At 65.3% G+C, this 13,047-nt stretch carries 10 protein-coding genes; 7 read left to right on the top strand and 3 right to left on the bottom strand.

The annotated features are described in order from the left end of the window. Positions 1 to 157: 157 nt before the first annotated feature. The 3 genes from GY937_11570 to GY937_11560 form a co-directional block, all read right to left on the bottom strand. Entirely contained in the window at positions 158 to 1,018 is an 861-nt protein-coding gene (locus GY937_11570; GenBank protein MCP5057349.1) for a polyphosphate kinase 2, read from the bottom strand. 439 nt (positions 1,019 to 1,457) lie between these two features. Next, positions 1,458 to 2,453 (bottom strand): ion transporter, encoded by a 996-nt coding sequence (locus GY937_11565; protein MCP5057348.1) that lies wholly within the window; start codon positions 2,451 to 2,453, stop codon positions 1,458 to 1,460. A 121-nt stretch (positions 2,454 to 2,574) separates the two neighbouring features. Then, positions 2,575 to 3,987, bottom strand: coding sequence for a replication-associated recombination protein A (locus tag GY937_11560; protein MCP5057347.1), 1,413 nt, complete (start codon positions 3,985 to 3,987; stop codon positions 2,575 to 2,577). Between the two features lie 37 nt (positions 3,988 to 4,024). Here GY937_11560 and GY937_11555 point away from each other — a divergent pair, with 37 nt between their 5' ends. The 7 genes from GY937_11555 (at position 4,025) to argJ (ending at position 13,011) form a co-directional block, all read left to right on the top strand. Beyond that, complete coding sequence (locus tag GY937_11555) at positions 4,025 to 5,242, top strand: VWA domain-containing protein (protein MCP5057346.1); 1,218 nt, start codon at positions 4,025 to 4,027, stop codon at positions 5,240 to 5,242. A gap of 81 nt (positions 5,243 to 5,323) precedes the next feature. Next, positions 5,324 to 5,767, top strand: coding sequence for a hypothetical protein (locus tag GY937_11550; protein MCP5057345.1), 444 nt, complete (start codon positions 5,324 to 5,326; stop codon positions 5,765 to 5,767). Positions 5,768 to 5,893: 126 nt separating this feature from the next. Next, on the top strand, positions 5,894 to 6,745 hold the full coding sequence (locus GY937_11545) for an NAD(+) kinase (protein MCP5057344.1): 852 nt from the start codon (positions 5,894 to 5,896) through the stop codon (positions 6,743 to 6,745). A gap of 37 nt (positions 6,746 to 6,782) precedes the next feature. Beyond that, the gene (gene recN, locus GY937_11540) at positions 6,783 to 8,510 is read left to right on the top strand and encodes a DNA repair protein RecN (GenBank protein MCP5057343.1); all 1,728 of its coding nucleotides are present in this window, start codon (positions 6,783 to 6,785) and stop codon (positions 8,508 to 8,510) included. A gap of 102 nt (positions 8,511 to 8,612) precedes the next feature. Further along, positions 8,613 to 8,957, top strand: coding sequence for an FHA domain-containing protein (locus tag GY937_11535; GenBank protein ID MCP5057342.1), 345 nt, complete (start codon positions 8,613 to 8,615; stop codon positions 8,955 to 8,957). Between the two features lie 115 nt (positions 8,958 to 9,072). After that, on the top strand, positions 9,073 to 11,805 hold the full coding sequence (gene secA / locus GY937_11530; protein MCP5057341.1) for a preprotein translocase subunit SecA: 2,733 nt from the start codon (positions 9,073 to 9,075) through the stop codon (positions 11,803 to 11,805). Between the two features lie 6 nt (positions 11,806 to 11,811). Then, positions 11,812 to 13,011 carry a bifunctional glutamate N-acetyltransferase/amino-acid acetyltransferase ArgJ gene (gene argJ / locus GY937_11525; GenBank protein MCP5057340.1) on the top strand — a complete coding sequence of 400 codons (1,200 nt, stop codon included), beginning with the start codon at positions 11,812 to 11,814 and terminating at the stop codon, positions 13,009 to 13,011. The last annotated feature ends 36 nt before the right edge of the window (positions 13,012 to 13,047 follow it).

Genomic DNA, 13,047 nt, shown 5'->3' with positions numbered 1-13,047 from the left:
ACCATTGCTGAAGCGTCGCCCGCTGGCTCTTGCTGAGGTGAATCTCGGCTGCGACCCGCATCGTGCCCCTCTGGCCGTTCGCCGCGAGGGTAACGTGGATAGTCCAATAGTGCCCTTTATTTATGAATCATATCACTAGCTACTGGAGAGGGTCTCGTCAGCCCTCGACTTTTCCATGGAGCCGGTACGCACGGCGCATCTGCCTCGCCTCCTTGTCGCCGGGAATGACGACATCTTCGTTCGGTTTGAAATCGAGGGTTCGACTCCGGCCCTTGTAGGGGACCGATCGCAGGATCAGCTTGATGGTCTCGATGCGAGCGAGGGCCTTCTGGTCCGATCGGATCACAAACCATGGATTGAGTTTCGTGTGGGTCTTTTCCAGGAGTTCGAGCTTCTTCTTGGTGAACTTTCCCCAGAGGTTCTGGGCCTGGAGGTCCACCTCGCTGAGCTTCCACGCTCGCAAGGGATCGTGCTGCCTTCTCGCAAAACGCCGAGCCTGCTCGTCCTTGGAGACCGAGAAGTAGAGCTTGATCAGTGTGGTCTTGCCGTCGCTTACGAAACTCTCTTCGTAGTCGTTGACGGTTCGTATGAAATCCCGGTACTGACGGGGAGTACAGAAGCCCATCACCGGCTCCACCATGGCCCGGTTGTACCAGCTCCGGTCGAAGAGGACGATCTCTCCAGCGTGGGGAAATTGCTCGATGTAGCGCTTCATATGCAGCTCGGTCTGCTGCTGTTCGGTCGGTCTTCCGAGTGCCACGGTGCGGTAGTGCTTCTCATTCATGTACCGCGTTACGCGTCGGATCGTGCCACCCTTGCCTGAGGCGTCGCGGCCATCGAAGAGGATGATGACCTTTCCGCCGTTCTGCTCGAGGTGCTCCTGCATCTTGATGAGCTCCGCCTGGTAGGGCTTGAGCGTTTCGGCTTCGATGTAGGCCTGAAGGGCAGCACGCAGGATCCGATGTCGGTCGCGCTTCGTCATCCCGCGAATGACTTCGTTGATCCAGTTTCGACCCATGACCCTGGCCGGGAGGGGGAGGTTCCCGACGGTCTTGCCGATCCTCTTCGCTGTGCGTTCCGATTCCTTCATGCGGTCTTGGCTCCTGCTCCAGGCTGGGCGGCGACGGATGCCCGGGCATCGTCTGCGCGGGTGAAGCGGCCTCCTGGCCCACCGGTTGATCTGGGCACGTTCAACAGAAGCAAGACGCCGGCCAAGTACGTGTCATTTTCCCGGTTCAAGAGAGGCGCATGCGAACACGCGAGTTTGGAGCCCCTGGGCATCCCCAGAAGCCCTCGACCGATTTCTCTGCGAGTCTGCCGTGTGGGGGGACGGCGAATCAGCCGGAAGAGGTGTCGCGAATTGGACCAGATTTCCCCATTCGAGTGTGGCGAGATTGGCCGCATCGGCAGTTTGTCGCAGTCTGATTCCCGAATGGTCGGGGCTTCGCGATCCGATCCTACGAGTCGAATTCCGGTAGCGCTTCCTTTACGGGGTCCGTCAGCAGCTCGCCGCAATGAGGGCACTCGATTGACGGCACGGCTTGCGGGGCCGATGCGAGGAAGCTGGGAGATTCTTGCATGCGGTTCGTATTGGCTGGACTGAGATCGAGGGCTTGCCGCACTTCTTCCAGGTGTGCGCGCTCGGCGTCGTCGATGACGCCGTCTGCACTTGCGATCAGCACTTCCTGGAGATACCGCTCGCGGCGCTTGCTGAGCTCGAGCGCGAAACCCGTGGCGAGGATGCCTGTGGGTACGGCGACGATCCCGACCCCCAGGATCATCACGAAGGTACCGAAGACCTTGCCACCCAGAGTGATCGGAGTGACGTCGCCGTAGCCAACGGTGGTGAGCGTGGCGACGGCCCACCACATGGCGTCCGGGATCGATCCCAGGGCCTCCGGCTGGGCTGCGTGCTCGAAGAGATAGACGCCGCTGCTGGCCATCAGCAATCCAAGCAACACCACGAAGTAGGCCGCGCCAAAGGCCTGACGCTCGGTACGAATCACATCGAGCAGAATATTGAGCGCCGAAAAATAGTGGGCGAGCTTGAAGATCCGGATCAAGCGCAGGACGCGCAGTATCCGCAGGTCGATATTGACGAAGGCGGTCAGATAGAAGGGGCCGAAGGCGAGTAGATCGGTGACGGCGATTGGTGAGACCATGTATCGCAGGCGGCCCACGACGGGGGATCGAAAGCGTGGGTCCGGTCCTTCGACGATCGTGGCTACGCGCAACACGTATTCGACGGTGAAGACCATCACCGAGAAGAACTCGAGGACCGCGAAGGCGCTGCCGTATCTTGCGCTGATGGACGGGACGGATTCTGCGATCGCCGCGCCGACATTCAGCACGATCAGCACCATCAGGGCCGCGTCGCAAGCGCGACTGGTTCGGTCCCCCGCGGTCCCGGGGCTGAGGATCTCGAAGATGCGTCGCCGTTGAAGCCCCCTCATGGCCTGCTTGTCGGCAGCTCAGGCTGAGTCCGTGACTGGGGGAAAACCCGGCTCCGAGGGTGGAAAGCCGGGGTTTTGCTGGGGGGTTCCCGGGGTGGCTCCCGGTTTCTGGGTGCTTGGCCTAACGATCCTCTCGGCGTCGCTTCTCTCGCCAGGCAGCCAAACGATCGGCAATGAGCTCTTCCTTCCCGAAGCGGGTCGGCCGGTAGAATTCTGCATCGCCGAGGGCTTCGGGCAGGTTGCGGGCAGCGACGAACGTGTCCGGCTGGTCGTGGGGGTATTGATATCCCTCGCCGTAGCCCTGCTCCTTCATGAAGCCCGTGGGTGCATTCCGTAAGTGCATCGGCACGGGAGCGTTCCCGAACTGGCGCACGGCTTCGGTGGCGCGGTCGAGGGCCAGCATGGAGGCGTTGCTCTTGGGAGCTGCCGCCAGGAAGGTCGTTGCCTGGGCCAAGGTAAGACGCCCCTCGGGCAGGCCAATACGCTCGATCGTCTGGTAGGCGGCGAGAGCAAGGGGGAGGGCGGCCGGCTCTGCGTTGCTCACGTCCTCCGAGGCAAAGACCACCAATCGCCGCGCCAGGAAGAGCGGATCGTCCCCGCCTTCCAGCATGCGCGCCAGGTAGTAGAGGGCCGCATCTGGATCGCTGGCCCGAAGGCTCTTGATGAAGGCGGAGACGACGTTGTAGTGCTCTTCGCGGTCGCGATCGTGCAGCAGCATGCGCCTTCCCACCGCATCGCGGACCATTTCGGGAGTGAGCATGGCGCCGTTCCCGGAGGCTGCGTGGACGGTGACGGCCGTTTCGAGCATTCCCAGCGCGCGCCGCGCGTCGCCATCAGCGGCATCGGCGATGGCGCGAAGGGCCTCCGGGTCGGCTTCGACACCGCTCCTGCCGAGGCCTCTCTTCTCGTCGGTCAATGCGCTTTCCAGAAGCGCGACGAGGTCGGCTGGACCCAACGCCTGAAGCGTGAAGACGCGGGTGCGTGAGAGCAGCGGCCCGATCACTTCGAAAGAGGGGTTCTCTGTGGTCGCGCCGACCAGCGTGATGGTCCCGGCCTCCACGTGGGGAAGCAATGCGTCTTGCTGGGCACGGTTGAAACGGTGGATCTCGTCCAGAAAGAGGACCGTACGGCGGCCGAGACGCCGATTGCGCTCTGCGTCGGCGACGATGGCGCGCACGTCCTTGATGCCTGCCACGACGGCGGAGAGCGAAACGAAGTCCGAACCCGGGTTGTTTGCAGAATCCGGGTTGTTGGCGGAATCTGGGCTGCTCGCGAGAAGGCGTGCAAGCGTGGTCTTGCCTGTTCCTGGGGGGCCCCAAAGCAGCAGGGAAGGCAGCTCACCTCCTTCGATCAACGTACGAAGAGGGGCGCCAGGTGCGAGCAGGGCATCCTGGCCGAGCACCTCGTCCAGGCTGCGGGGGCGCATGCGTTCCGCCAGGGGGCGCGCGGGTTGGGCCGGATGGGAGGACGAGGCGGGCCGGGCTTCCGGCGCGTCGGCAGAAGGAAAGAGTTCGAGGGAGTCGCCGTCGCCCATGCGCTCTACTCTAACGCGATCGGAGGGTTCGCCTCATATGGTCCGTTGGCGTCGTATCATCGAGATCCTGCTGCTCATGGGCGTGGCGGCGCCCGGGGCTTCGGCCGGCGATTGGCTTCGCGTGCGATCGCCGGCGGCCGATGTGCCGGTCCAAACGGTTGGGTTGTTCGAGGTTGCAGGACAAGCGGGTACGCGGGGTCGGGCAGGCTTCGACCTGGTCGTGGCGATCGACCTTTCGGATAGCACCCTCGAACCGAGTGGTGCGGATCTGGACGGGGACGGGGACGGCGAAGGCGGTCAGACCGATTCGGATTGGCTGGCGGCTCTCGAGCGGCGCGGCAATCTACCCCCGCGGTTGAGGGTCCGACTGGGTGACGGACTCGACCTGGAGGATTCGATTCTTGCTGCGGAGCTGGAGGCCACTGGCGCCCTGATCGAACGGCTCGACCCACGACGCTTCCGGGTCGGCCTGATCGTGTTCTCGGACGAGGCTCGCTGGGCGGCGCCGCTTGGATCGACCCCGGTAGCGCTGCGCCGCGCCCTTGCCGAAATCCGGGTCACGGCACCGGAGCATCTCCGAGGAACGAATCTGGCGGGGGCGGTCGAGCTGGCGACCCTGGCTCTGGCGCCCGACGACGCACCGGCTCCGGTGCGCGAGCAGATCATCGTCTTGCTGACGGATGGACGCCCGACCTTGCCGATCCGGGATGGGCCTGACGTTCGCGCGATGCTCGCCGCGCGGGAAGCGGGCATGCGCGGTATTCGGGTCCATCCGTTCGCGGTGGGCCCCAAGGCCATCGAGGCCGAGGCGATTCTCGGGGAGATGGCGAATTGGAGCGAGGGCCAGTTGCATCGGGTCGAGTCACCGGCCGATGTGGCGGGCCTGCTGCGGCGCCTCGATCTGGTGGATCTCGCCTCGATCGAAATCCACAACGCGACCACCGGCGTTCCGGCGCGGGCCGTGAGGACGTTCCCGGACGGGAGTTTCGACGGCCTCGTCCAGCTGGTCGAGGGACCGAACCGCGTGCTCGTCCGGGCCCACCATCGGGATGGGCGAGAACGGGTCGTCGAACGGACGGTCGTCCTGCACTCTGGCGCCGTCGAAGTGGAGCTCCAGGAGCGTCGCCTCGAGGCCCTTCGAGAGCGGACTCGCGAGCTGGTGATGTGGGCGGAGATCGAGCGCATGCGGCGCGCGAGTCAGCGCAGGCTGGATATCCGGGTGGAAGAAGACCCAGATTCCGAGCGCAAATACTGAGGATCGCGGGTGTATGCACCGCCTGACTCGTGATAGCGTCAGGCCCCGGGTCGCACCTTGGATCCGGAACAGGAGGGATTGATGCGCATCCGACGAATTGTTGCATTGTTTGCAGGGGTGGCTTTGCTGGCGGGAGCCGGTGCGGCATTGGCACGGGACGATGAGCCTGTCGCCGACTGGAACCAGGAGCGGGTGACGAGCTACGCCGAGGAGCTTTCAGAGGCCTGCATGGCGCTGAAGGACGCCGTCGCCAAGACACCTTCCAATCTCGACCCGGCCAATCAGAAGTCGTTCTATCGAGCGAAGGACGATGTCCGCATGCTCACATCCGCCGCTCGGGGCCTTTCGAAGAGCTTGGAGAGCGGTGAAGGCAAAGAAGAAACCCTGCCTCGCTTCAAGCGCATCGAGCTGCTGCGAAATGATGCGGCTGAGAATGGTCGGAGAGCATTGCTCGCCGACGACATCCTCGCGAAGGTGACGCCGGTCGGCGTCGCTCTGATCAAGCTGGCGCCCTACTACCGCTAGCCGGCGACGGGCCGAGCCAGCAGGCCCGGCCTCTGCGCGATCGGGTCCCTATTCTACCGGGATCTGTTCTTCGGAGGCTGGAGGCAAGTTGGCGACGAGGATGATCCGGTGACGTCGCACCCGTCGGTGCGAACGGTGGGCGTGTGTCTGAAGCCCGGCGCCACGGATGGGGCCGGCGTAGCACGGCACCTGCTCGACGCGCTTGCGGCGCGCGGTGTCGATTCCCTCTTGGATCCGGAGGCCGCCACCATTCTGGGCGGTGAGGGCGTCGGACGCGGAGCCCTGGCGGAAAAGGCGGATCTGCTGATCGTGATCGGCGGGGATGGCACGTTGCTCGCCGTGGCGCGGGAGGCGGGCGCCCGACCGGTTCCGATCCTGGGAGTGAATCAGGGTGCCTTGGGATTCCTGGCCGAAGTGGCGCCCGAAGAGCTCGACGCTGTTCTCGACGAGGTGCTGGCGGGCAGCTTGGCTGTGGTTCGCCGCACCAGGCTTCGGGTGCGCGCCATGCGCGGCGAAAAAGAGCTGATGCAAGAACTCGCGCTGAACGATGCAGTGATCAACCGCAGTGATCTCTCGCGGATGATCGATCTCGAGACCTGGACCGACGGCGAACCCGTGACGACCTACCGCGGGGACGGCCTGATCGTCGCAACCCCCACCGGCTCGACGGCGTACACCCTCTCGGCAGGAGGGCCGATTCTGATGCCGGGCTCGCGGGCCCTGGTCCTTACACCGATCTGCCCCCACGGCCTTTCTCAACGGCCGGTGGTGTTGCCCGATACCTCGCGCCTCGAGATGCACGTCTTCCCGCGCGAAGGCACGGCCCAGCTCACCCTGGATGGTCAGGTTGCCTTGACCCTCGAGGCCGGCGACAGAGTGCTCGTGGAGGCCTCCTCGCATCCCGCACACTTCGTCGTGTCTCCGTTTCGCTCACGCTTCGACGTCCTGCGCACCAAGCTCGGCTGGGGTGTCGCGTGATCGAACGCACGGCAGATTCGCAGAGGGGCCTTCTGGCATGATCGAGCGCCTGCGGATTCAACAACTCGCATTGGTCGAGGAGCTGGAGATCGAATTCGGACCCGGCTTGAACGTGCTGACCGGTGAGACCGGGGCAGGAAAATCCATCGTCCTCGGCGCGCTCGGGTTGTTGGCCGGTGCGCGCGCGGACCGGGATTCGATCCGCGAGGGTGCCGATGAAGCCGTGGTGGAAGCTGTCTTCGAGATCGCGGGACTGACGGATCTCGCGGCCAGCCTGGCCGAACGGGGACTCGAGGCAGAAGACGACGCATTGATCGTCCGCCGCAGTTTGCAGCGAGGTGGCCGGGGGCGGGCCTGGGTCGGTGGCCAGCTCGTGCCCATCTCCACGCTCGCCGAATTGTTCGGCGGGCGACTCGAAGTTTCGAGCCAGCACGCTTCCCAGTCGCTGTTGCGCCCAGAGCTTCAGGGGCGCCTGCTCGATCACCACGGCGGCTTGTTGGCCGATCGGCAGGCCGTCGAAGAGGGCGTGCGGGGGTTGCGCGAGCGTCAGGCCGAGCTTTCGGCCCTGCGAACGGAAGCCGAGGAGCGCGCTCGGCGCGAGGACTTCCTCGCCTTTCAAGTGCGCGAGATCGACGAGGCTGCCCTCGATGTGGGAGAAGCTGCGCAGCTCGACGTGGAACACAAGCGGCTGGTGCACGCGGAGCGTCTTGGCGGCGAGACGGCGAATGTGGTGGTGGCACTCTCCGGCGATCCGTCGGGCGGGGCTGGCACGGCGATTGGCGACCAGCTCGCGGAGGCGGAACGGTCCCTCGGGGCCCTCGCCGAACTCGACCCGAGCCTCGCCGATGCGGCCGAGCGCTTGACCGGTGCCACGGCCGAGTTGGCGGACCTTGCACGCGACCTGGAGCGTTATGCGGCGCGGGTCGAGACTGATCCGGGCAGGCTCTCCGCCGTCGAAGACCGGATCGAAGAGCTCGAGCGCCTGCGTCGCAAGTACGGAAACCAGGTGGAAGACATCCTGGCCTTCCGCGACACGGCAGCGGCCGAGCTTCTCTCTCTGGGCAGCAGCGACGAGCGGATGGGCAAGCTCGAAGCCGAGCAGGCCGCGGAGCATGAGAAGGTGGCGAAGCGCGCCGCCAAGCTCAGCCGCGCACGGCGCAAAGCTGCGAAGGGTCTGGCCGAGGCGGCCCAGGCGGGCGCCCGAACCCTCGCCATGACATCGGCCGAGGTGAACGTTGCGTTGACACCCGTTGCGCCTGAGCCCGGCCTGCCCTGTGGGCCAGGCGGAGCCGAGACCGCTGAGATCCTGTTCTCCTCCAACGAGGGCGAGACACCCCGGCCGCTGCGCAAGGTGGCCTCCGGGGGAGAGCTCTCGCGGGTCTTCCTGGCACTCAAGAACGTCCTGCGAGCCGAGACGACCGGCATGGTGCTGGTCTTCGACGAGGTGGATGCAGGGATCGGAGGCGCCGTGGCCGAGCGGGTCGGCGGGGTGCTTGGCTCCCTCGCAGTAGATCATCAAGTCCTCTGCATCACGCACCTTCCTCAGATCGCAGCCCAACCGGCCCGGCACTTCCGGGTCGAGAAGCATCAGGCGGACGGTCGGACGCTCACTCACGTCGTCGCGCTCGACCCAGAGGGCCGGATCGAGGAGATCGCCCGCATGGCCGGAGGCGAGGCCCCGGGCGCCGAGACACGGGAGCACGCCCGGGCCCTGCTGGATCGCGCCAAGCCCCCGAGCCGAAAGACGAAATCCCGCAGCCGCTAGCGCACCTGGGGCGCCGGGCGGTCAAGTTCGCCTCCAGCCCCTCCGATGGAAGACTGGGGCCGGCCAGCCGGAGTTGCCGGCCCGCTTCAAGGGGCGTGGGACATGGCGGCAGGGGTGGCAGCAGAGCGGTCGGCAGGCGTGAGCCGGGTACCGGCAGGGGCCTCGGTGGTCGTCCTCCGGGGCTTCTACGAAGGCCTGGAGATCCCGGTCGATAGCGAGTGGTTCGTGATCGGGCGTGGCCGAACTGCCGACGCCATCCTGGCCGAGCCGACGATCTCCCGGGCTCACGCGGCCATCGGTTGGGCCTCTGAAGGCGGCTTTTTCGTCGAGGATCTGGGGAGCACGAATGGGACCCTGGTCAACGGCAAGAAGCGCGATCGGCGGGCGCTGCGCGATGGGGACGAGATCCAGATCGGGAAGCTGCGATTGCGCTTTGCGAAGCCGTGACTAGGGTGGGCTCGCCAAGGGGCACGAGTGGCCCCCGGTTGCCTCTTCGTTGCTCCCTCCGGGGCCCTTCCTTAACTTCCGTCCCTCAAACCCTCAGGGAGCGCGGCTTCCCCTCATGCAATTCCTGAAGCGGATCCTCGGAAGCCAGAACGATCGCGATCTGAAGCGGATGCTCCCGCTCGTCGAGGCGGCGAATGGCCTGGAGCCGGAGCTGCAGAAGCTCTCCGATGCGGATCTGCGCAGCCGCACCCCGGCCTTCAAGCAGCGCATCGAAAATGGCGAGCCGCTCCAGGAGCTGATCCCGGAGACCTTCGCGACGGTCCGCGAGGCCATGAAGCGGGCGATCGGCAAGCGTCATTTCGATGTGCAGCTGCTCGGTGGGATCGTGCTGCACGAAGGCCGCATCGCCGAGATGAAGACCGGTGAGGGCAAGACGCTCGTCTCGACCCTGCCGGCCTACCTGAACGCGTTGTCAGGCCGCGGTGTGCATATCGTGACGGTGAACGACTACCTGGCGAGCCGCGATGCCGAGTGGATGGGCGAGGTTCACCGCTTTCTCGGCCTCTCGGTCGGCGTGGTGATTCCCAACCTCGCAGAGCCCGAGCGAAAGCAGAGCTACGCAGCCGACATTACCTACGGCACGAACAACGAGTACGGCTTCGATTACCTGCGCGACAACATGAAGCCGGCCCTCGAGTACTGCGTCCAGCGGGAGCTGCACTACGCGATCGTGGATGAAGTGGATTCGATCCTGATCGATGAGGCGCGTACGCCTCTCATCATCAGTGGTCCCTCCGAGCAGAACACCGATGTCTATCGGATTGCCAATCAGCTGATTCCGCGGCTGCGTGTCGGTCAGAAGGGTGAGGCGAGCAAGGGCATCGAAGAAACCGGCGACTACTGGGTCGATGAAGAGCATCATCAGGCGACGCTCACCGAGCAGGGTGTTCACTCCGTCGAGAAGTTGATGCGGATCGAGAACCTCTACGATCCGCAGATGTTGCCCGTGCTGCATGCCGTGCAACAAGCGCTTTCGGCCCACACCTTGAAGAAGAAGGATGTGGACTACGTCGTCCGGCGAAGCGATTCGAGCGGTCGGCCCGAGGTCGTGATCGTCGACGAGTTCACGGGCCGGTTGATGGATGGCCGACGTTGGTCCGACGGCCTCCACCAGGCGGTCGAAGCCAAGGAAGGCATCCCGATCCAGAGCGAGAGCCAGACCTACGCCTCGATCACCTTCCAGAACTACTTCCGGATGTACGACCGCATCGGCGGCATGACCGGCACGGCGGATACCGAGGCGCCTGAGTTCGCGAAGATCTACGACCTGGATGTGACGGTGGTGCCGACGAACCGCCCGATGATCCGTGATGACCTGGCCGACGTCGTCTACAAGACCGAGGGCGAAAAGTTCGAAGCCGTGATCGACGACATCAAGGAGCGTCACGCCACGGGCCAGCCGATCCTGGTGGGCACGATCTCGATCGAGAACTCGGAGCGCCTGGCCAAGCGACTCAAGAAACGCGGCATCAAGCACAATGTGCTGAACGCCAAGCAGCACGAGCGCGAGGCGGAAATCGTTGCCCAGGCCGGCCGTAAGGGGTCGGTGACGATCTCCACGAACATGGCTGGCCGCGGTACGGATATCGTGCTCGGCGGCAACTCCGAGTTCATGGCCCTGGCCAAATGCGGTGGCGACAAGGATCACCCGGATTACCCCAAGCGCCTGGCGGAATTCGAAACCCAATGCTTCGCCGAGGCGAAGGAAGTGGTGGGGGCCGGCGGCCTTCATATCGTCGGAACCGAACGCCACGAGAGCCGCCGGATCGACAATCAGCTGCGGGGTCGTGCCGGGCGCCAGGGAGATCCGGGCTCTTCCCAGTTCTTCCTCTCACTCGAAGACGGCCTGCTGCGCATCTTCGGCTCCGAGCGGATCACGCCCTGGATGGAACGCCTCGGGCTCGAGGAAGGCGAGGCCATCGAGCACAAGATGATCTCGAAGGCGATCGAGAACGCCCAGAAGAAGGTCGAAGCCCGCAACTTCGATATCCGCAAGCATCTGCTCGATTACGACGATGTCATGAACAAGCAGCGCCATGCCTTCTACGGCAAGCGCCGCGAAATCCTGGCGCGTGAGGATCTGCACGAGGAGGTTCTCGAAATCGTCGAAGGCGTATTGGTATCGACGCTCGGCAACTATTGGCCTGCCAAGGGCGAGCCCGACGAGGAGGGCCGGATCGATCTGACCGCATCTCTCGAAGGGCAGTTTGGCGTCGCTTGCGACGCCATGGGCGAGCCTTTCGTGGTCGACGGCCGGGCCGAGCGCGATCGCGACGTGGTGGGCCGGGGCATCCTCGAGAAGCTGCATGAGGTGCTCGAAGCCAAGCGAGCGAAGAGCAATGGATGGGCCGCCGAATACGCCGAGAGGGGCTACCCGGATTTCACCTGGTGGGAGCGACGCATCCTGCTCGACATCCTCGACCGTCAGTGGAAGGACCATCTCCACGCCATGGATGGGTTGCGGGATTCGGTGAGCCTGCGTGGCTACGGCCAGAAGGATCCGAAGCTCGAGTATCAGCGCGAGGGTTTCGGACTCTTCGAGGAGATGAATGCCCGCGTCGATCACGAGGTTGCGGAGATCGTCTTCAAGTTCGCGCTTCCCGATCCTCAGGCGCAACCGGCGGTGGCGCCGAGGCCACAGGCACAGGCCGGGCGGCCGGGCCTTCCCCAATCCCAGGAAGGGCAGGACGGGGCGCAGGGCGGTGCGGCGCCTCGCAAGATCGGCCGCAACGACCCCTGTTATTGCGGAAGCGGAAAGAAGTTCAAGAAATGCTGCGGGGCCGCCTAGCCAACGATGGCCCAGCGACGCAGTCAGGTGCGCGGTTTCCAGTTTGCCGGCGTGCATTGTGGGATCAAGCAAGCCGGGGCGCGTGATGTCGCGCTCGTCGCGAGCGATCGGCCTGCGGCAGTGGCAGGCGTCTTCACCCGCTCGACCGTTCCCGGTGCACCGGTCGTCGTCTGCAAGCGTCGGGTGAAGAACGGCTGGGCACGGGGCGTGGTGGTCAACGCAGGCATCTCGAATGTCGCCATGGGTGCCCGTGGCCTGCGGGATGCCCGGACCATGGCCGCGCGGGCGGCTGCCGCGATGGGTTGCTCGGAGGCCGAGATGCTCGTGGCCTCGACCGGGGTGATCGGAGTGCCGCTCCCCATGGCGAAGATCGAGGATGGAATCGCGCAGGCCGCGAAGCGGCTGGGTCCGGACGGCCTGGCCCATGCGGCCGACGCGATTCGCACCACCGATACCTACGCGAAGATCGCGCACCGGCGACGGCGCGTGGGCGAACGCTTCGTGAACGTGGCGGGCATGGCCAAGGGTTCGGGCATGATCGAGCCGCGCATGGCCACCATGCTGGCCTTCGTCGCGACGGATGCCGCAGCGGAGCCGGATCTGCTGCGCGGCCTGTGGCGTGAGGTCACCGACGAGACCTTCAACCGCGTCACGGTGGATGGAGAGACCTCGACCAGCGATATGGCGATCGTCCTCGCCAATGGTGCCAGCGGAGGCAGGCCTCTCAAGAGCGGCCGGGGCGAGGCGGCTCGGCGGCTGCGGGCGGTTCTGCTCGAGGTGTCCACTGCACTTGCCAGGGATCTGGCGCGAGATGGCGAGGGCGCCACCAAGCTGGTCACGATCGAGATCAGCGGGGCCCGATCGCCGGCCGAAGCGGAGCGGGCCGGGCGCCGGATCGCCAACTCGTTGCTGGTGAAGACGGCGCTCTTCGGGCGCGATCCGAACTGGGGCAGGATCCTGCAGACGGTGGGGGCCGGGGAGATCCGTCTGGATCTGGCTCGGACGGAAGTGGACCTCTGCGGCGTTCCGGTATTTCGGAACGGCGCATCGACGGGAGAGGCGGCTCGCCGACGCGCGGGCCGGAAGATGGCGGCGCCGGAGATCGGGATTCGCGTCCACCTCGCAGCTGGCCGGGCCAGGGCGCGCTTCTGGACGTGCGATCTTTCCTACGACTACGTCCGGATCAACGCGGAGTACACCACCTAGGCCGGGTCCTGGTGCAGCGGTTCTGCGACGCTTTCG

This window comes from bacterium (assembly GCA_024228115.1).
Lineage (GTDB): Bacteria > Myxococcota_A > UBA9160 > UBA9160 > UBA6930.
This window is presented reverse-complemented; position numbering and strand designations above follow the sequence as displayed.